14 protein-coding genes and 5 pseudogenes are annotated in these 19,117 nt (G+C 58.9%); 11 read left to right on the top strand and 8 right to left on the bottom strand.

The features are described 5' to 3' along the window. Positions 1 to 79: 79 nt before the first annotated feature. Positions 80 to 739: pseudogene (locus P9272_RS34550) on the bottom strand (IS481 family transposase); the annotation flags it as partial. A 438-nt stretch (positions 740 to 1,177) separates the two neighbouring features. Next, positions 1,178 to 1,459: a DUF2285 domain-containing protein gene (locus tag P9272_RS34545; RefSeq protein ID WP_063169301.1), complete on the bottom strand. Its 282-nt coding sequence runs from the start codon at positions 1,457 to 1,459 to the stop codon at positions 1,178 to 1,180. Positions 1,460 to 1,574: 115 nt separating this feature from the next. Between P9272_RS34545 and P9272_RS34540 the strand changes: the two genes are divergently transcribed. Next, on the top strand, positions 1,575 to 1,808 hold the full coding sequence (locus P9272_RS34540) for a helix-turn-helix transcriptional regulator (RefSeq protein WP_082826573.1): 234 nt from the start codon (positions 1,575 to 1,577) through the stop codon (positions 1,806 to 1,808). Positions 1,809 to 2,246: 438 nt separating this feature from the next. Here the strand turns inward: P9272_RS34540 and P9272_RS34535 are convergent, their stop codons facing one another. Continuing rightward, a complete protein-coding gene (locus P9272_RS34535) occupies positions 2,247 to 2,513 on the bottom strand; it encodes a DUF2285 domain-containing protein (RefSeq protein ID WP_063169299.1) in 267 nt (88 codons plus the stop codon). A gap of 109 nt (positions 2,514 to 2,622) precedes the next feature. Here P9272_RS34535 and P9272_RS34530 point away from each other — a divergent pair, with 109 nt between their 5' ends. The 8 genes and pseudogenes from P9272_RS34530 (at position 2,623) to P9272_RS34495 (ending at position 9,453) form a co-directional block, all read left to right on the top strand. Further along, complete coding sequence (locus P9272_RS34530) at positions 2,623 to 2,841, top strand: helix-turn-helix transcriptional regulator (protein WP_029354714.1); 219 nt, start codon at positions 2,623 to 2,625, stop codon at positions 2,839 to 2,841. 657 nt (positions 2,842 to 3,498) lie between these two features. Then, positions 3,499 to 4,443 (top strand): DMT family transporter, encoded by a 945-nt coding sequence (locus tag P9272_RS34525; RefSeq protein ID WP_082826572.1) that lies wholly within the window; start codon positions 3,499 to 3,501, stop codon positions 4,441 to 4,443. Beyond that, positions 4,440 to 6,422, top strand: a complete 1,983-nt coding sequence (locus P9272_RS34520) for an argininosuccinate synthase-related protein (RefSeq protein WP_063169298.1) — start codon at positions 4,440 to 4,442, stop codon at positions 6,420 to 6,422. Before P9272_RS34525 ends, P9272_RS34520 begins: the two co-directional genes overlap by 4 nt. 221 nt (positions 6,423 to 6,643) lie before the next feature. Next, the gene (locus P9272_RS34515) at positions 6,644 to 6,871 is read left to right on the top strand and encodes an aminotransferase class III-fold pyridoxal phosphate-dependent enzyme (RefSeq protein WP_263485461.1); all 228 of its coding nucleotides are present in this window, start codon (positions 6,644 to 6,646) and stop codon (positions 6,869 to 6,871) included. Next, positions 6,832 to 7,080 carry an aminotransferase class III-fold pyridoxal phosphate-dependent enzyme gene (locus tag P9272_RS34510; protein WP_063169297.1) on the top strand — a complete coding sequence of 83 codons (249 nt, stop codon included), beginning with the start codon at positions 6,832 to 6,834 and terminating at the stop codon, positions 7,078 to 7,080. Before P9272_RS34515 ends, P9272_RS34510 begins: the two co-directional genes overlap by 40 nt. Positions 7,081 to 7,388: 308 nt before the next feature. Beyond that, positions 7,389 to 7,623, top strand: a pseudogene (locus P9272_RS34505) (aldehyde dehydrogenase family protein); the annotation flags it as partial. A gap of 68 nt (positions 7,624 to 7,691) precedes the next feature. Beyond that, positions 7,692 to 8,347, top strand: a pseudogene (locus P9272_RS34500) (IS630 family transposase); the annotation flags it as partial. Positions 8,348 to 9,252: 905 nt separating this feature from the next. Beyond that, on the top strand, positions 9,253 to 9,453 hold the full coding sequence (locus P9272_RS34495) for a hypothetical protein (RefSeq protein WP_244514237.1): 201 nt from the start codon (positions 9,253 to 9,255) through the stop codon (positions 9,451 to 9,453). Positions 9,454 to 9,760: 307 nt separating this feature from the next. Here the strand turns inward: P9272_RS34495 and P9272_RS34490 are convergent, their stop codons facing one another. Continuing rightward, positions 9,761 to 10,459, bottom strand: a complete 699-nt coding sequence (locus tag P9272_RS34490; protein ID WP_063169295.1) for an OmpW family protein — start codon at positions 10,457 to 10,459, stop codon at positions 9,761 to 9,763. Between the two features lie 38 nt (positions 10,460 to 10,497). Then, positions 10,498 to 12,660 carry a prolyl oligopeptidase family serine peptidase gene (locus tag P9272_RS34485; protein WP_082826571.1) on the bottom strand — a complete coding sequence of 721 codons (2,163 nt, stop codon included), beginning with the start codon at positions 12,658 to 12,660 and terminating at the stop codon, positions 10,498 to 10,500. A gap of 217 nt (positions 12,661 to 12,877) precedes the next feature. Between P9272_RS34485 and P9272_RS34480 the strand changes: the two genes are divergently transcribed. Then, positions 12,878 to 13,138: a hypothetical protein gene (locus tag P9272_RS34480; protein WP_095769041.1), complete on the top strand. Its 261-nt coding sequence runs from the start codon at positions 12,878 to 12,880 to the stop codon at positions 13,136 to 13,138. A 93-nt stretch (positions 13,139 to 13,231) separates the two neighbouring features. Beyond that, positions 13,232 to 13,432: pseudogene (locus P9272_RS34475) on the top strand (SMC-Scp complex subunit ScpB); the annotation flags it as partial. 161 nt (positions 13,433 to 13,593) lie between these two features. On the opposite strand, the gene P9272_RS34470 reads toward P9272_RS34475, so the two are convergent. The 3 genes and pseudogenes from P9272_RS34470 to P9272_RS34460 all read right to left on the bottom strand — a co-directional run bounded on the left by P9272_RS34470 (position 13,594) and on the right by P9272_RS34460 (position 18,407). Beyond that, on the bottom strand, positions 13,594 to 13,830 hold the full coding sequence (locus P9272_RS34470; protein WP_063169293.1) for a hypothetical protein: 237 nt from the start codon (positions 13,828 to 13,830) through the stop codon (positions 13,594 to 13,596). 116 nt (positions 13,831 to 13,946) lie between these two features. Beyond that, positions 13,947 to 14,630, bottom strand: a pseudogene (locus P9272_RS34465) (integrase); the annotation flags it as partial. A 243-nt stretch (positions 14,631 to 14,873) separates the two neighbouring features. Then, complete coding sequence (locus P9272_RS34460) at positions 14,874 to 18,407, bottom strand: autotransporter domain-containing protein (protein ID WP_082826570.1); 3,534 nt, start codon at positions 18,405 to 18,407, stop codon at positions 14,874 to 14,876. Between the last annotated feature and the right edge of the window lie 710 nt (positions 18,408 to 19,117).

Below are 19,117 nucleotides of genomic sequence, written 5' to 3'. Positions count from 1 at the left end.
ACCAACGTCACGCAGCAAGAGCATGCTGACGAACAGAGAGACCTTGACTGCACGCTCCACTTCCTTCCGCTCTTAGGACGTTGTCGGTCATGACGCGGGCTATCGTGACGCCGAGGCTGGCGTAGTAGGCCACCGCCGCCTTGAGGAAGGCGATGGCGCTTTCTTTTTTCTCGTCGGGCAGGATCTGCGAGAAGGCGATGCGGGAGGCGTCGTCGATGCAGACATGGACGAACTCCCAACTGCTGCCGCGCGAGCTGGCATTGCCGGTGCGCTTGCCGGTAATGCGATGACCGATGCGCTCGAAACGACCGAGCTTCTTGATATCGATATGGATCATCTCGCCAGGATGCTCGCGCTCGTAGCGTCGGATCGGCTCGGCCGGTTCGATATCCCGCAACCGCGACAGTCCGGCACGCTTGAGAACCCGGCTAACGGTGGCGGGCGAGACGCCGACCTCATGGGCGATGTGCTTGCCGGTCCAACGTTGCCGCCGCAGCGCCATGATGCGCTCGGCGATCAACGCAGCGGTGGCCTGCGGCATATTGGCGGGCCGCGAGGAACGGTCGATCATGCCGGCCCGCCCTTCGGACTTGTAGCGCTCGACCCAGCGCGCCACGATCTTGGCCGACACGCCGTAGACACGCGCCGCATGGGCTTTGGAGAAAGCGCCTTCTATCACCGACAGCGCCATCTCCTCTCGACGCAGCGGTGTGAGACGGGCATTCTTATGGATGTTCATTCGGACCCTCCGGTGAGTGCTGAAGCTTGGTAACTCCAGTCTCCCCGGTCCGGTCCGAATGGACAACCTCCCGAAAGCTCACAGCTAGTCGTGCGGTTATATAGTTTCCGAGGATGGCCCGCTTGCATACCTGCCTGCCGGTAATCTCTAACCCTTGACTTAGGGCGATGGCTATCGGTTATGCGGCTTGAAAGCGAAGAGGTGGACCCTTCGTCGAGCGCCGGTACGATATGGAGTGCTGCTCCGGGCTAATACCCATCCAGACAGAGCGGAACCTTCTATCACGTCAGACGCTCGGACAGTTGCCAAACCCCGATTTCCTGGGAACTGAATTGTGCTCGCCACCGGGTCCATTTTGCCGGCGCGTCTGTGGTGCAGGCCCCGATCAGCCTGACCAATGGCACAGGAACGCTTCTATGACCGAGCACTGCGAATTTGTCAGCTGGCGAACAATTCCTTGTAGCCGCTCGTCACCATCCAGTTCGCACGGTCGAGATGACTACGAAGCGCCTTCCTGGCGCGCTCCGGTTCAAGTGCCGGATCAATGCCGAGGATCAGTTGGGCCATTTCCTCTTCGGGCGCCTCATCGGCTGAGGCGTCCAGGAGCCTCATATAGATGGTAAAGTGCGCCCTGTCGTAGGCGGTAAGACGGTCAGACCAAGGGACTTCGTCGAGCAGTGTTGAGCTTTGAGTCCTATCTGTTCCCGTTGATTGATTCATGTCTGCCGCGAACCTCGCATGTTGATCGCTGGATCCAAGGCAGAATATCCCAAAATGGGATAATCCGAAACGGGGATTAGTCGCTGAGCCGGTCTCTACCTGCCGGTTCACCTAAATGCCCAAATCTCTTCGATCTCCCCGCCACCAGCGGTTTCTGGCCCAGTTGATCTCACTGCGCAATGTCAAAGGGCTGACGCAGGCGCAGGTGGCTGAGAAGCTTGGTCGTCCGCAATCTTTCGTGGCGAAATATGAGGGTGGCGAACGGCGTCTCGATGTCATTGAGTTTCTCGACGTAACTGCGGCCCTCGATGCTGATCCGTGTGAGATTCTGTTGAGCCTGCGCACGTAGTGGGCGCCCGCGCCCATCACCGCGCGTGCCGTGTGCCGGTGGGTCGAGCCCCGATTTTCTTGGCTCTGGCGTCTCGACCATTCCGCTGCGCCTCCTAGCGCGTCGTTAGACTCTCGCAATTCGCTCTGTTTTGTGCCTTTCTCAGCAGGTGGCGCCGCATCCTTCTAGGCCCGCCGCGGCGTCCCGCAACCCTTAGCCAGCTGTGAGCTTTCAGTAGGTTGTCCATCCGGCCCTTCGGATGCGGTGCGGCTCAGACGGCGGACCCGTTCCTGTCATGATTCGCCGCCGCACCCATTCCTGGGAAGCAGCCATTGGCGAGCGGAGGACAAAATGATGAGACAGCGAAGCGCTGGGCCATCCGCGCTGTGGTGATACGTCGATGCATGGCGGTTGCGCGACTTCGTTGCTTGAAGCGAAGCGACCGCACCGCCCATTTCGTCAACTGGCGAACAAATCCTTGTAGCCGCTCGTCACCACCCAGTTTGCACGGTCGAGATGACTGCGAAGAACGTTGCGTGCGCGCTCAGGTTCGCGTGCCGGATCAATGCCGAGGATCACTTTGGCCATTTCCTCTTCAGTGGCGTTGTCGGCCGAGGCGTCCAGGAGCCTCATATAGGTTGTAAAGTGGTCCTTGTCGTAGGCTGTAATGCGGTCCGACCAGGGGACCTCGTCGGCGAACGGCGTGTTCGATCTGGGCTGCAACATCGCTAATTCTATCTCCGGCCAATGGACCCGCGAAGCCCTGTGCCTGCTAAATGTGGATTACATATTATAGTTGATAAACTCAAGCCGCCTGATCCGCTGGCTTGCGTGCATGGATATGCGCAAGTTGGTCGGACGGAATGTGCAGAGGATCAGGCAAAGGAAGCGCCTGACGCAGGAGCAGCTTGCGGAGATTTCCGGGTTCAGTCAGCAGTACATCAGCGGCTTGGAGAAAGGCCGAAGAAATCCGACAATTATCACGATCTATGAACTGGCATTGGCCCTCGGCGTCAGCCACATGGATCTGGTTCGGCCCGACAAACAGGCATGATACACCCGCCCTCCAAGTAGCTGGCCGCCTGATGGCGCGCGCCGGGTGCTCGTGAACCCAGGCTTTTCTTAGGGTCCCCCGGCAGCCCCTGCCATTTGGCTCGCCCTGGCCCGGCGCACCCTATTGGACAGTCGGCCGCTGCGGTTTTTGTCAGCCTTTCCTGGGGCGGTCGGCATTGCCTTTTAGGCCCGCCGCGGCCTCCCGCAACCTTCGCTCTCGCTTCAGGTCCTTCTCTTGGTTACGATCCTTCGGATGCGGTTCGCCTCTTTCAGCGGGCCTAATCGCTTTCTGCCGCCCACCCCACGGGGACAGCCACGCGAGACTAGTATGGAGCGTTGCGGTTAGCGCACGAACAGCAAAGGAACTGAAAAAACAGGCAACTGTCGAAGCATGGCTGAACCAGCCATCGTGTCGGCATCTTGGAGCCGCGTGTTCGCCTTGAGGCCCTGCCGGTAGGATCCCTGCAGTTGAAGTCATTGTCGGCATTCTGACAACAATGGACATGAACCGCCGAACTATCAAGGCGACCAGGTTGTTGTCTAGCAATGGTTTTCCGAATCGGCACGGCACTTGCGTTACCAAAAACAAGTACGCCGCGGCACGGATCGCCCAAGAGGCTGAACGACCTGATCTGTTTGACCCTCGCAGCAGGGGTGGATGGCTAACACAAAGGAAACTTTGAAGGTGGACGTTTTCGAAAGTTCTCCAATACCTGTCAGGAAAACACGGACGCCATCTTTCTCGGTGGATCTAGCCTTGCTGGGAGTCGCATTCGTTTGGGGGGCGAGCTATCCGGTCGGGAAAGGCGCACTGTTCTACGCGCCGGTTTCGATACTTGTTCTTTATCGCTTCCTGATTACTACGATCATTACGGCAGTGGCTGCAAGACATGAGATCGCATTGGTCTCCTGGGGCGATTTCATCCGCGGCTTCGCATTGGGAACAATACTTTTTTGCATCTTTATTGCTGAAACTTACGGCGTTGCATCGACAAGCGCAATGAACACGGCCTTGATCATATCGCTTTGTGTGATTTTCACGCCGAGCATCGACTATGGGCTATCACGGCGACTTCCACCTACGGGCATTTTGGCAAGTGCTGCCATAGCGTGCATCGGTGTCGGCATTCTCACTGGCGGGATCAGCAGGTTCAGCCCGGGTGACGCGCTTGTCTTGGGGGCCGCGATTCTGCGAGCGGTTATGGTCGTTTCCACCAAACGCCTTCTGGCCGGCCGGCAGATTTCATCTGCAGCCCTGACGGCCATCCAAGGATCGACGGTGGCAACACTTACTTTCGTTTTGGCCGTCGCTCAGTTCGGAATTTCAGGCCTTGTTGTGAGGGCCACCCTTCAGTTTTGGGGCGCTGTTGCCTTCCTTGCACTCTTCTGCACCCTCGCTGCATTCTACATTCAAAATGCCGCAGTGAGAAAATCCACACCGACACGGGTTGGCTTCTTGATGGGAACAGAACCTTTTTTTGGTTTCGTTCTAGCGCACCTTCTTCTGAATGAGCCTTTGACAGTACCGAGCTTGATAGGCGCAGGCCTCGTCCTCGCTGCGACGTTTGCTGGCATCTGGTTTGAGAGCAGGACATCCAAATGAACCCCATCTTGGCTTCCACCAAACCCGCCATCGGCGGCATTTCGAGTTTTGAAGATCTGGAGGCTTTTCCGGACCGAACCGCACCAGTTGCAACCATGTTCAGCGGCGGTCTCGACAGCACCTATCTTCTCTACAAGCTGCAAAGCCTTGGCTTTGCGAACATTGAAGCTGTCGCAGCGGATGTCGGAACGCGCATCGATCAGCCTTTGTTGGAACGGACGGCAGCCATGTTCGGCGCGCGCTTTGTCTGCCTCGAAGGGCGGGATGCCTTTGTCGAACAAGGCGTGAAATCAGCCATTCGAGCCCACGCCAAGTACCTTGGCATCTATCCGTTGAGCAGTTCGTTGAGCCGTCCCATAATCGCATCTTTGGTTGTTAATCATGCTAGGTCAATCAACTCACGGCTGGTTCTTCATACAGCAAACCTTTCTCAAAACAGTCTTCCGCGCCTTAACAATAGCATTAAGCGCTCAGGATTTTCCGGCAACTTCGGCAGTCCGTATGAATGCTCTGTGATATCCCGACAACAGAAGACCTCCGACCTGTCCAAGTGTGGAGCGACTTTTGTGGCGGACCGCACGTGGAGCGCGGACGAAAACCTCTGGTGTCGGGAATTCGAGTCGGGGCCTTTGGAAGATCCCGAGAACTTTTCCATCCCCGAGGAGGCATTTGCTTGGACGCGCCACATTCCCGCAGAGCAGCCGGTAGAGATCAAACTCGGGTTTGCAGACGGAAGTCTCGTGTCAATTGATGACCGTGATGTTGCATTGGTCGACGCAATCCCGTTCCTGAATAACACGGTCGGCAAATTCGGGCACGGCCGCTTTGTCGGGCTTGAACACATCACAACCGGCCAAAAGGTTCTCGAAGTCCGCGAGGCCCCTGCCGCGGCCATTATCTTCGACGCGCTGCGTCACCTCGAAACCGCTTCTCTTGACGTGGCATCAATCGTTTTGAAGCAAGGGCTTGAGCAAGCCTGGTCCCAAGAGGCGGTTTCAGGTGCATGGGGCAGTACTATTCACCAGATGTGCGAACGGGCCATTGCATCCGCCCTCGAGGGCGTTAGCGGGAGCGTCAGCTACATAGTCGATCACACACGCTTTTTACCTCGGTCGATCCGAGCCAGGACGCCGAGATACATTAGGGACCGCGACCTTTGGGAATACCAAGCCGCAACCCACATAGCGTTGTCCAAAGCGTTCCGTCCTCGCCAAGTCACCAAAAGGGAGACACCCGTGGAAAACAACGCACCCCAGGCGCCGGCCAACCTCAGTCAACAATGCACTGACGGTCTGGTGACAAATGGATGGTGGTTTTCAAAAGGCGAGCGCGCCGAAGCCTGCTTTGGCATCGAAATTGATGCAGCCTGGAAGAACTTTGCTGACCATTGGAATCGACTTCTTCTCGATGAATACATGCGTGACGGCGGAACATATCGTTACCGGCGCTATAGCGCTTTTGAATATGACGCGACTGACGGAATCTTTAGGCTCCTACCCCACGCCCCCTACGAACAATCAAAAAGTGTCAATCATCTGAATGGCGGCTTCAAGCGCCACTTCGAGCCCCTTGAAAACTCCTTTATAGACCATCCCGTCTTAGAAAAGATTCTGACAGGTTTCTGCAGAATTCTATGTGAAGCCGCCCGACATGATCGTTGGAATATCAAGATCCATCCCTACCGGATTGTCGCGCGCGATGGTGTAAATGGCAAACCGGCACCCGAGGGCCTTCACCAGGACGGGGTGGACTTCATTGCTTGCTATATGATTGGGCGGGTCAACGTCACCGGCGGCATGAGCATGATCACCGACGCCTCAAAGGAGTTCCTCGGCGAGGTCGAAATGAACTCCCCGAATGATTTTGTGATCTGCAACGACCGCGAAACCTTTCACGATGTATCGTCGATTGTGGCCGAAAACCTGAAAATGCCGTACGCTTATCGCGACGTCCTTGTGATCGCCTTCGAGAAATTATAACGCCCAGCGCGCCGAGAGCATTTTCAACAAGGTTCAATACTGCTTGGTATCCTCTCGGGTGTTCCTGGTGCGGGAACAATGCAGGATTAATTTCTTGCATCTAAACACCTAGATAGCAGTTTCGCCTCTCTGGTATGATGGTTTTTGGCCTCGCGGATCTCGCGTAATACGAATGACCGTGGACACCCCCGATCTTCGCAAGAAAGTGAGAAATTATCCTCATGCTGTCCGACGAGGTGGTCTGCGGCTTCGGAGGCACCGGGAACTGGTTTGGTAGCCAGACATTTGGGATGGAACCGGACATGCTCTCGATCGCCGGGGGGCTTTCATCCGGTCACCTGCCCATTGGCGGCGTCATTATCTCGACAAGATTTATCAATGCGCCGCTGACGAGGCCCACAAGGTCGGCGTGTTCGGTCACGGTTTCACCTACTCCGGTCATCCGGTGATAGCGGCCGTCGCCGCCGAGGCGATCAGGATCTACAGCGAGATCGATTTCGTGACCCAGGCGCGTCGTCTCGGCGATCACTTGCATGGAGCCCTCGCGGACGCGCTCGGCGACCATCCGCTTGTCGGTGAAGCCCGCGGCCGCGGCTTCATCGCGGGGGTTCAGATCGTCGAGGATCGTGCGCCCGTCGCGTCTTCGCGCCCGAGCTGAGGATCGGCGATGTCGAGCGGCGGTGCCGCGAGCACGGCGTCATGATCCGCAATATGGGAGAAGTGCTTGGAATCTGTCCGCCCTATATAATCACCGAAAGCGAGATCGACCCCTTGGTTGACGGCATTCGTTCTGCACTCGACGGCGCCGCTGCTGCGAATTCCCGGGTCGGTCGGGTGGCATGAGTTCCAGCATTAAGACCGACTGCTTCACTTCAGTGGATATTATCGAGCAAACGCTCACCCGAGGGGTGCACTTCATCCGTGTCCGGTACAAAACGTCACCCATGTCTCAGGTCGGGCACGCCGCTCGCCAACGACACCGAGTTCGGCCTCGCGGCCTACTTCTACACCGGCGATCTCGGTCGCGCCTTCCGCGTGATGGAAGGACTGAAGTACCGGCGTCAATGAAGGCCTGATCACCACGCCGGAGGTGCCGTTCCGCGGCGTCAAGGAATCGGGCCTCGGCAAGGAAGGCGGCCTCCAGGGCATCGTGGATTATCTCGACACCAAACATGTCTGCATCGGCGGTCTCGGCGTCTAGTGGTTCCCGCCTGACATAGGAGTCCAATCAGAGATTCCCTTTCTGGCCTGCGCGTGCGAGTCTGGCGCATGCGCACAGGAAGATCGTTCACCGTTTCGTCGGCCGATCGCGTCCGTCTGACGGCGCTGATCAGGGATCGCAACGCCCCGCAAAAGCATGTCTGGCGCGCCGAGATAGTGCTTTTGCCCGCCGACGGCGTCGGCACCGGCGAGGTCATGCGCCGCATCGGCAAGTCGAAGACCGACGTCTGGCGCTGGCAGGAGCGCTTTGCCGCGGAAGGCTGTGACGGGCTGCTGCGCGACAAGACGCGACAGTGGCGCATTCCGCCGCTCGGTCCCGATGTCGGCGAGCGCGTCGTGGCACTGACGCTTGCCGATCCGCCGGGCGAGAGGACCCACTGGACCGCCGACATGATGGCGCAAGCCGCCGCAATCAGCGCCAGCGCCGTCAGGCGCATCTGGAAGGCGCATGGTCTCGCACCCCACCGCTGGCGCCAGGTTCAAGCTCTCCAATGATCCGAAGTTCGTCGACAAGTTGCGCGCCGTCGTCGGCCTCTATCTCGATGCGCCGGCCCATGCCATCGTTCTGTCGGTCGATGAAAAGAGCCAGATCCGGCGCTCGACCGCACCCACCCGGCCTGCCGATGAAGAAGGGGCGGCTCGGTACGATGAGGCACGACTACAAGCGCAACGGCACCACCACCCTGTTCGCCGCCCTCAACGTCCACTATTGTCCCGTTGACGAGAATATCATCTTAGTTGCTTGTAAAAATTTGTTCTCCACTTCCGTCTCCATCGTATCTCAGTCAACGCGATGGAGCAGGAAATGACTACAAACATTGTGAAACTGGAAGAAGGCAGGGCAATCGGCTCTAATCGTGACGTGCCGCTGTCAGATCATGAGGCGGAAGCCCTAGGGCATCTTGCGGTGGCGCTGAGTGGCATTTCGACGACCATTCGGTCCGCCGCCTACAAACACGCGCTAAACTCTAGTCACGCGATGAAGCCCCTAAAGGAGACGGAGGACGCGCTTACCGACTACGACGCCTTGGCGAGGGCGGCGGGCCGAAAGCAGCCGAAAGCGGCGGAGGAGGACGACAGGAAGGGGGACGCCCTAGCGAGAGAGGCCGCCGCACAGGTCAGCAGGGTCGATCAGACCCGATCTTCCCGCTGGAGCAGACCGCGAAGGGTACCGGTGGCATCAACGGACTACGTTCGGCAGGTGGTCATGGCAGATAGTCAGCTTGGAGCAGTGTCGGCACTGGTAAACGCGCGGCGAGTGGCTCCAGAACGCTTCCATGCTTCTGTTCCCAGTGTAGATAATAATCCGGATGCTCCGCTTCTGACCTCTTTTTCGGACTATCTGAGCAGGGTGTGCGGACTGGAGTCAAAGTCCCGCGAAGGCGTTCTCCTGGGCAGCCGCCGCTTTCTGGATTGGTTCCATCACCACCATTCCCGGCCAAGCCCTCGGCGCGTTGACGGCTGAGCATGTCCTTGCCGCTGTCGAACATCGGCTGTCACTATCGGCGACCTCCGGTACCCGCACCGGCAGCAACTTCTCACATCGTATTGGGCTGGCCACCACGACCAGAATCTCGCGCGCGTCGTCCCCAGGACGCCCCACTGGCGTTTGGCTCATCTAACCCTCGAACTCGGCTACGGCCCGTCGACGGTCTTCTTCACATGGGTCGGATTCGACGAAATGGACGAGGTCACAGGCGACGGCCATGCTGAACTGCTCGACGACGGCTCCATCGACATCACCTTCTATCACAACGGCGACGAGGCAATCCTCAAGGCCAAACGGGACACTTCTTCAACGGCCTGCTAGGAGATCCGTGTTCGCCTTGCGCTGACAAAGAAGCTCACACATGACGTCCGGGAGACGATGCTGGCAAATGGTCTGGCTGAAGCATTCCACCCACAATACCAAAGCCCGTCCCGATCCAAAGCGCTTCTAAGCACTCCACCTCAGGCGCAAGGCCGGTTGGCCAGTGCATCTTCTTGGTCCGCCGGAAGAGAACCCCGCCCGACAATAGCTTCATGAGGTCTTGCGCTGCAGTGTCGACCGTAAAAAAGGGCGCGCGAGGCGCCCTTCATTTAAACCGGCAGTCGGGAAGCAGACTTCACTCTGATATTCAAAAGCGGTAGGTGACACCTGCGCCTATCAGCCAGGGATCGAGCTCCGCCTTCCCCGTCAGCTTCGCGCCGGTCACCGTGACGTCGAAGTCCGGCTTCAGGAAAAGCTTCTTCACGTCGAAGTTGAGGCCCCAGTGCTGGTCCACCATGTAGTCGAATCCGACCTGCAGCGCCGTGCCGAACGTGTTCTTCACCTTGAGAGCATCAGCGCTGCCAGTGTCCTGGTTGTAGAAGATCGTGTAGTTCACGCCGGCGCCGACATAAGGCTTGAACGCGCCGAGATCGGTAAAATGGTACTGCAACGTGAGTGTCGGCGGCAGCAGCCAAACTTTGCCGATGTTGCCCAACCCTCCGATCGTCCCTTGGCCCGCGATGTTGGCATAAGTGGTACCGAGTATGAGTTCGGCGGCGATGTTGTCGGTGAAGAAATACGAGATATCGAGTTCCGGCGTCACCGTGTCCGAATACGAAAGACCGGAGCCGGGAAGCGTATCAACGTAGCCCAGATCTTTCGTAACGACGCCCAACGCCCGCAGGCGGACCTGCCAAGGGATTGGCGCTTCGGTGACCGAGGCTCCCGTCTCCGCCAGGACGGTCTCTGCTTGCGCAGGCTCCGCGGCGACGGCCTGCTGTCCCACCATGATCAGGGCCACCGCCGCTGCTGTTGCCCGCGCTACGCCCATTCGCGTTCTCGCCATGAGATTCACTCCTTGATGTTCAGAAAGGATGCACTGCACTATTTCGTCTCCTGCTCGAATGAATTGTTGATGGACCTCAAATGCCCCTCTTGCGTTGCAACGCGTTCCGCCGTCTCCGGAGGGTGATCGTTGAAGCCGATTGCGCTGCGGAGAAAATTGGTGCCTAGACTGATGAATGCGGCTTGCTCCCGATTGTCCTCGCCGCAGCCGTGCCCGCCTGCGCTGGCCTCGTAGAAGTAAGCGGGATAGCCAAGAGCCTGCAGTTTTGCGGCCATCTTGCGCGCATGGCCCGGATGGACGCGGTCGTCGCGTTTCGTGGTGGCGATCAGGATAGGCGGATAGGGCTGTCCCGGCGCTGCGGCGTGATAGGCGGAGATTTCCTTCAGGAAAGCCCAATCGTGAACCTTGTCCGGATCGCCATATTCGTCGATCCAGCTCGCGCCCGCCAAGAGCTTGGTGTAGCGACGCATGTCGATAAGCGGTGCTGTGCAGAACAGAGCCCCGAAATGCTCAGGATAGCGGGTCAGCATGTTTGCGATCAGCAGGCCGCCATTTGAGCCACCCTCGGCGGCAATCCGCCTCGGCAGGGTGATGCCCCTTCGCACGAGGTCGGAGGCAACGGCGGCGAAATCGTCGTGGGCGAGACGCTTGCCCTCCCTGCGCCCGGCTTCGTGCCAGCGGGTGCCGAACTCGCCGCCGCCGCGGATGTTCGCCTCGACACACGTGCCACCGCGCTCGAGCCACAGCTTGCCCAGCGGGGAGTTGTAGTAGGGCAGGAATGATACGCCGAACCCGCCATAAGCGGAAAGGTGAATCGGAGCATCTCCGTTCCCGTTCGCCGGACCAACCTGCGTATAGGGGATCAGCTCATGATCGATAGAGACTGCCTCGTGGCGCGTGACCACCAGTCCGGATGCATCGAAATTCTCCGGGCTGCGCTTCAGGATTGCTGAAGCGCTGAGAGACGGCGCGGCATTCAGATCGAACAGCAAGAGCTGCGGCGGCGTGATCGGATCCTGAGCACAGATCAGGACCTCTCCATTGGTCTCGTGAACTGCCGCATCGAATGACCAGACGTCGACAGTACCTTCGGCGGGCAGGGTGTTCAGGACTCGGCGCGTCCATTCCTGGTGGCCGGGAGTGAACATCTCGAAACGCGGTGCGAGATTGACGAGGTAAGAGATAATGAGCTTCCCGTCATTCCAGAAGAATGACTGCATGGAGCGCCTTTCCCCTGGTTGAAACAGGGTCTCAAAACGGCGTCCGCCGGCGAGGAAAGTGGAAAGCGAGATGACGATCAGCGCGTCGGCGGGATGGGTGGTGCCTCCCACCGTCCAGGGCTTGCGCGGCCTTACCGCCAGCCAGTCGCCGAAGACCCGCCACGACGCGTCGCGAGGAAGATCGATCTGCCTCCTCGGCCCGCTCCTATCGCCGATCCAGCTGATCTTCTCGAAGAAGGCCGGCTGCTCGATGAACCAAAGGCGCTCGCTGCGGCCGGTGCGGTCCGAATGACCAGACACTTGGAAGCTTTCGAACCCGGCCTCGAAGATTGCCGGCGTGGTGAGGGGATCCGCGTCACGCTTCCACAGTCGAACTGTGCGCGCATAGCCGGAGCGGGTGGCCATGCCATTACCAAGCGCACTGGAAAGCAGAAGCGTGTCAGGGTCCAGCCAATTAACGTAGCCTTTGGCCTCGGGGAGGTTGAAGCCGTCGGCGACAAAGCTCAGAGAAATCAGGTCGAATTCGCGATGCACGACCGCGTCGCTGCCGCCGCGCGACAGGCGCAGAACGGCTCTTTCCCGTCTCTCCGGCTCGATGGACGCGCCGTCCCAGATCCAGTCCTCTCCGTCGCTAGCCGCGAGAGCATCCAGATCGAGCAGTAGCTCCCATTGGGGATCCGCCTTCATGTAGGCGGCAAGGGTGGTCCGGCGCCACAGTCCGCGTGGATTACCGTCATCTCGCCAGTAATTGTAGAGGTACTGACTACGGCGCGCGATCAGGGGAAGATTGTCGCGATTGTCGAAAATGGCTGTCAGAGCCGCGCGGTCGCGCTCGAACTGCGTTCCACCGAAGTGCTTCAGAGTCCTTGCCGATTGGCCGGCGGCCCAGGCAAGTGCCCGCTCGCCCTCTACATCTTCAAGCCAGACATAGGGATCGTCGTCGGGAGCATCAAGCGTTGGACGGACATCAAATGCGTTCATGTCCGGACAGCCTTCAGAAAGAAGGGATAGAGGCTTCCGTCGGCTCGGGAACGCTCAGTGTCGGTAGCGGCGCCCACATGTTCGAAAAGCGTGATCATTGATGAGTTCTTCCAGTCGGTGCGGCATCGCAGTGCTTTTGCGCATAGGGCCGCAACCTTCGTGCCAACTGGGAAAATCGTTTCGGAACAATGCGATCGCTCTGGAAGCGTTGTGTCACATGTCCGACATCGTCGAGAATCCGACAACGAGTGCTCCTCCTAATCACCGGATCAACCTCCGGCGCCAGTCGTGGACACTGTGCAGAACTCGAGAAGTGAAGCTCATTGGAGTGAACCTGGTTGACGCCCAACATCTTCGCTCTGGAGCGCTTCACGCACACGGATTCATGGCAGACACCATGATGCGATCGATGCTGTTAGAGACCAAGCTGGCTGCGCCTGTGAGTTTCAGCCGCCAGCTGGAAGCAGCGGAGTTCTGAGGAGAAGGGTGGGGGGCCCAAGCCCTGCCGCAATCTTGGCCTGCACCGTCCCCTTGATTGTTGTGGGTCAACGTCTGCCTGCCCGCTGAATTTGGCACGCCTTACACCTACGTCACGACCAAGACCTTCCTGTTGCACTTCGGCCTCGACACACTGCGGGATTTGCCCGATTTCGAGGCGATTGAGGTTGCCGCGCTGCTCAGCAAGGAGAAGCTGCTGGCGGGCGATACTCCCATCGGGCTGGTGAGTGGTGGAGGAGGTGAGGAGCGACACTCCAAGGCCAGGACGGGCTAGCGCAGCAGATACATGGAAGTAATCGCTTGATATGAGCGGTTGAGAGTCGAATCAGGGAACTATGCGATCACTATCGATAAGAGGTGGCAATATCGATCGTGATTGTATCGGGCCACTCTACGGCGAAGGAGGCGGCAACTTGTGTCTCCGACCCGAAACGATTACCTTGCGGCCATTATGAGCAAGCATTTGGCATCCGTCTTGACGACGTGAACGCGCCCTGCAGCGTACAGCTGGACGACGCGGCGCTGGCCGATTGCTTTGCGGATCTCGATTTGGCCAAGCAGCATCCCGCTCATGTCAGCGCCTTTCTCGGCGAGGTCCCTCTCGCCCAGCAAGTCGAGTTCGCAACCGCGCACCACATTCGCGGTCGACGAGATGAAGGCTTTTGCCGCCAAGTTCTCTGCCTGGTCCGGCGAAAGCTATCCGCTCGCCGCATAATGGCTGGACATGATAGCCGACGCCCGTCCCGAATGGCGGCGGCTTTTTCGTATTATATCGACCTGATCGACAAGATGCGGCGGAACAGGGGTCCACGTGCGATGCGGCCAAAGCGGATCCAGCTCTCGAGCGCGACTACGGGGTAGGTGTGGTCGCTGGAGCCGCGGCCGACCTCGACCTCGCGCCAGCCGGTCTTGCCGCGCAGGGTGACCAGCAGCCCTTGCCGTCAAAAATCTCGATCCAGCTGGCGCCATCGCTGTTGTCGTCGCGCATGACGTCGAGACCGACGATCTCGGAGCGCCGCAGGCCGCCGCCACAGCCCAGGAGCAAAATAGCGCGGTCGCGCAGGCCCTGAGGTCGTGGCCGAGCGTGGCGATCATCGCCAGCAGATCGTCGCCAGGACCGCCTCTTTCTGCCGCGGTGGCTTTGCGTGCTTGCGGCGAATGCCGGCAAGAACCTTATAGATATGCCGCTCCGCGCGGTCCAACGGCCGGCCGCGCTGGGTAAAGTTCCAGGCGAGGCCGGAAAGCCGCCGCTCGATGGTCGCAAACTAAAGGGCAGGGGCGCCACGCTTCGGATCGCCGGCGGCGGTGCCCGAGGCACAGGCGCTGATATTGAGCCTGATCACCTTCGAGCCCGGAGGCAGGGGATCGAAGCCAGCGCGCCGGCACCAGGAGGAAAAATGCCGCCAATCCTTGGGGTAGGCGTCGCGCGTGTTCTCCGAGGTGGCGTTGTAGCCCCTCGCGGTCTCGACCAGTTCCTGGACATGCGCCGGGACTCTTTGAGCCGGGTCTCCATCTCCTTGTAGAGCTTGTCAAGCTCGCCATCGACTGGCTTCAGGTCGTCGATTGAACATTGCGTCATCATAGGCTTTGTGCCTTGTTGTAGCAGGCATCGTCCGTTCGCGCGGCGGACACAGACATCACCGTCGCTGAGCCGAGAACGACGGTAAAAGAAAATGCACTCACTGACTTCATAACCAATCTCTTTTGCGGGTGATTTAGAAACGGACGCCGAGCTTGGCGCTGAACCCGTGTGTCTGGGCATCCGAGGCGATCTGTCCCTGATAGGCGATGCCGAACGTCGCGTTCTCGGTGATGTTTACGTCAAGCCCAGCTTCGAGCAGAGCTGCGTTCTTTGCGATCGGCACGCCCTTGATGGCGAAGGAGGAACCGCCAGCAAAGGCAAGAGCGGTATCCGGCCTGACGTCGCCGAAGGCGTGGCGCCAGCCAAGACCGCCGCGCGCGGTAGCAGTCACGGTGCCGAGGGTCAGTACCGTCGACGCACGCAGACCTAGCGTGGTAAACGCCGTGTCGCTCGAGCGATCCCCGCTCGACAAGGCGGCTGCGCCGCCATTCTCGGTGAAGCCATCGGCGTCAAAATTCACATAAGCGAGATTAGCGTAGGGCTCGAAGGAAGCCGAAGCCGTATTGATACGGTAGCCGAGCTCGCCAAAGGCCTGGAACGTGCCGGCGTCGTAATCGGCCGAAAGGCTGTCGGCGAAGCCTGGAAAGACCACGGACCTGCCGGTCTCGATGCTGTGCCAGGTATAGGCAAGGCCGGAACGAAAACCGAGATTGCCGTTCTGCGTGCCGGCAAAAAGACCGAGATGGTAATTCTCGCTCGAGCCCGACGACGCGCGATCGTCCGCCTCCAAGGAGGTATGGCTGTAGCCGCTGATGAGGCCGAGCCGCCAGCTTTCGCCGACAGCCGCGTCACCGCCAGCCAGAAAGCCGCCTGTCGAGTGATCGAGACCGGCGGCATTGCCGTCGCTGTCGAGATGACCCCAGGCGCCGAAGCCACGGCCCCATACGGCGAAATTCTCACTCGTTGCCGGGGCCAGTTCCAGACCACCCAGCCCATAAGTCATCACCGGAACGCTGGAGGCACCGACGCCGTCGAACGCCGCACGGATCCGTTCGCTCGCGGCATCGCGTACAGAATGACTGTCCTCGATGAGGCCGCTATGAATGGAAGCATGAACCTCGCCTGATAGCATATCGAAAGCGTTGCGGGCTTCCGGCGCCGTCAGGAACAGGATGTTGTCCTGGATCGGATTACCGCTTCCAAGCGCCTGAGCCGCTGCGGCGACCGAGCGTTGATTGAAGGTGCTGGCTACATCGGCAAACGCCGTCGATGTGCGGCTGATATCGAGATAGACATTGTTGGCATCGTAGACGAGCTGGAAATCGACGAAGGGCGTCGCGTCTGTCGCCAGAGCCCCCGTCAGCCCGCCATAGGTGCCGCTTACGCCGCCTGCTGCGGAGAGCAGAGTATATCGGGCATCGACCGATAGCGTTCCCTGCCGCAGCAGCTCGATCTGCGCGCCGCTGTCGATCGCCGCTGCTCCGCCAACATCGATGAGATCGGACGACCTTGCGAGGTCGACCTGATAGATCGATCCGGACTGCTGCGCGAAATCGCCCGTGACAGTCAGTGTGGTGACGATCCTGCTCGGATCGGTCGCACTGCCAGGAGCGACCGTGCCGCCCTCGGAAATGGTGACCGCACCGTAGGTGCCGCCGCCTGCGACGACACCGCCGCTGTTTGCGATAGCCGTGCCCCCGATCTGCCCGTCATTCCCGAGAAAGCCGGACGTGGTCGCATCATGGGAAAGCACACCTGTATCGGCAAGCAGCAATCCCGCGCCGGAACCGACCGTCGTCATGCCGGAAAAATTGTTCTTTCCGCTCAGCGTTTGCACGCCACCGGCAACGAATAGTTTGCCGCCCATATTATTGTTATCAACGTCGAGGTCGTTGATGCTGCCGGCGAACGTGTCGTTCGAATCCGTTAGCACCAGGGTACGCTTGCCCAGTTCGACCGTTCCGCTGCCACTCAGGCTACGAATACGGGCATCGTTGTAGGCGTCGGAGATTCCCCAATAGTCGCTGCCATTTCCATGTTCGGAGATATCGAACGTGCCGTCTGCAACGACTTTCGCTGACCGTTGGATGTTGCCGAGCCCCGCAAGCGAGAGATAGGCATCCTGAGCAATATTCGTCTCGCCGGTGTAGGTGTTGACATTCGTCATCCGGACCACCGTCTTTGTATCAAGCGTCAGCGATCCGGAGCCGGAGACGACACCCGCTATGCCGAACCCGCCCTCATTCCCCATGCTCGTCGTGATCCTGCTCAGACCGGTCCCTTCGGGTGCGGATGAATCGGTAGAGAAGTTGCTGGCAGTGACGAAATGTGACGTATAAGCGGTATACTTCTTCTCCAGATCGAAAATGACCGATCTGTTTTTGAAGAAGTCAAGACCGGCAACAAAACTGGTCTGGTCATTGGGTTGTTCCGTCGTGCCGCTGGTGTAGGTGAAGTCGATATTGTCCAGCCTTACCGGATCGCCATCCGTTCCTGCGATTGTAACGCTCGGGATGTTGCCCGATGCGCTTACGATCTCGCGTTGCTCATTTCTCCGAACATTTTTAAGTTTGACGCCCGCATCCTGAAATTGCTTCAGCATCGCATCACTGATCTCCAGACTGCCACCGCCCGGTGTGCCGGTGTCGAGCAATACCGCGGTCTTGTTGGGGTCGGTGATTGGTGGGGCTCCATCCTTAACCGTGTACTGCAGATTGTAGCTGCCTTCGTATTCGGTCGAGGCATTGGCGCCAGAGCCAGGAAAATTCTGATAAGAATCCTGATCTTTTTCCTCGGGTTCTCCCCATGGCATGGCATTAGTATATTGGGCCCGGAGGCTTGGATTGAGGTTGACAATCGTGCAGGGGGAACAGCCAGGCGTTTGGTCGCTCTCGGAATCCGGATTCACATTGGCGGAGACCACGTAGCCAGACCTGGTGACACTGCCCATCATGCCCCAGACACTTGTCTTGCCAAGAAAATCGCCGGCCCCGAATGTACCTGCGAAATCGCCGCCTTCGTCTGCCATCTTGCCAGCGGTCATTTTCGCCCGCTGCTCCTTATCGGCGTGATAAGGTTCTTGGAGATCCTGACCATACATATCTTTAAGTCCATCCGTCACGGATCCCGGCGTGCACTTAAGATTGTTGTCCTTGCAATACGCATGGGTATAGACAAAATCGAGAATGCGAGCAGCCCGGTATTTCTTATCGCTTACAGACGGCCCGTCGATTGTTATCTTTTGATCTGGATCGACATATGTAAATTTATCAATTTCCACGTTCTGAAGCTTATTACCATACGTTCCGTCCCCGTACGTATATACGTAAGGCGTGTCGGCAATCGGGCGGACCCCGGTCACCTCTGACCCGATCTGCGTGTTGAGCTGGTCCGAGCCCGTGTCGAATACGTATCGCTGCGCGTTGCCATTGTTGATCTTGGCCCAGATGCCCAGGCGGTCATGGCCTTCCCCGACATACTCCAGCGGGATCGAAATCGGGTCGTCGGCCAACGCTTCTCCAGTTGGAAATGCTACCAGACCCACCCCGAGAGACACAGCCGGCAGGAATACCGTCGTCATCGCGGTGGTTGCCGCCAGAAAGTTCTTTGTCCTGAAACAAGCCTGCATACCTGGTCCTCGAAAAAGTCTCGCAAACTGATTGTTCATTGGAACGGCCTCCTGAATTGTTTAACGAGACCCTTTATGGCGGCCCTGGCTGACAACAGCCTGAAAGCTGCAAGCGGCCTGCGAGAATGGGGCGATCCTGAATGACGACAGGTGCTGTCAACAATGGATGAGTGCTCGGCCTGAAAGCTGAGCACGCTTTATGCTCAGGCTGCTGACAAGGCCAAAGCAGCGTAAGTGCGGAGTGAAATCCAAGGTCCACATGGGTCGTCGCGCTTCCCGTGCGCCTGGGAAGGCGCCGGCCCGGCCAAGCTTTCCCAGATCGTCCGGATGGCGCACAAGATACCGGTTCAGGTCGATCGAGATGGAGGCCGAGGCGTATGCCAAGGCGGTCGACTGCCTGACGAAAGATCAGAATGCGTCGCTGGCGCTCTACGATTTCCGCCGGCAGCGAGCTCAGCTCCTGCCGGGCATCCGTGTTTACTGGCGACGAGACACAAGATGTGCCCAAATTGCCACCAGACCGTCACCTGCGATGAGTTTCGGCAACTGATTTTGTCCTTTCAATCGTCGCCACTTCCTGGCCGCGGCCAACATGGGCCACTCGAAGGCAGCAGACTGGCGGCTATATGGACGGGCTGTGAGCCCGCACCGGAGACATTGGCGAAATCTACGATCTCTATAGCAACGTCAAGGAGAAGCGCGAGGTGTTGCAGATGTGGTCAAATCACATCGAATGGCTGATCAAGCAG

It is taken from the genome of Mesorhizobium sp. WSM4976, from assembly GCF_029625685.1.
Taxonomy (GTDB): domain Bacteria; phylum Pseudomonadota; class Alphaproteobacteria; order Rhizobiales; family Rhizobiaceae; genus Mesorhizobium.
This window is presented reverse-complemented; position numbering and strand designations above follow the sequence as displayed.

Bases quoted from the DNA above. Each gene is read 5' to 3' on its own strand.
- P9272_RS34545 (WP_063169301.1), bottom strand. From the start codon at position 1,459: ATGAATCAATCAACGGGAACAGATAGGACTCAAAGCTCAACACTGCTC.
- P9272_RS34540 (WP_082826573.1), top strand. From the start codon at position 1,575: ATGCCCAAATCTCTTCGATCTCCCCGCCACCAGCGGTTTCTGGCCCAG.
- P9272_RS34535 (WP_063169299.1), bottom strand. From the start codon at position 2,513: ATGTTGCAGCCCAGATCGAACACGCCGTTCGCCGACGAGGTCCCCTGG.
- P9272_RS34530 (WP_029354714.1), top strand. From the start codon at position 2,623: ATGGATATGCGCAAGTTGGTCGGACGGAATGTGCAGAGGATCAGGCAA.
- P9272_RS34525 (WP_082826572.1), top strand. From the start codon at position 3,499: ATGGCTAACACAAAGGAAACTTTGAAGGTGGACGTTTTCGAAAGTTCT.
- P9272_RS34520 (WP_063169298.1), top strand. From the start codon at position 4,440: ATGAACCCCATCTTGGCTTCCACCAAACCCGCCATCGGCGGCATTTCG.
- P9272_RS34515 (WP_263485461.1), top strand. From the start codon at position 6,644: ATGCTGTCCGACGAGGTGGTCTGCGGCTTCGGAGGCACCGGGAACTGG.
- P9272_RS34490 (WP_063169295.1), bottom strand. From the start codon at position 10,459: ATGGCGAGAACGCGAATGGGCGTAGCGCGGGCAACAGCAGCGGCGGTG.
- P9272_RS34485 (WP_082826571.1), bottom strand. From the start codon at position 12,660: ATGAACGCATTTGATGTCCGTCCAACGCTTGATGCTCCCGACGACGAT.
- P9272_RS34480 (WP_095769041.1), top strand. From the start codon at position 12,878: ATGTCCGACATCGTCGAGAATCCGACAACGAGTGCTCCTCCTAATCAC.
- P9272_RS34460 (WP_082826570.1), bottom strand. From the start codon at position 18,407: ATGAACAATCAGTTTGCGAGACTTTTTCGAGGACCAGGTATGCAGGCT.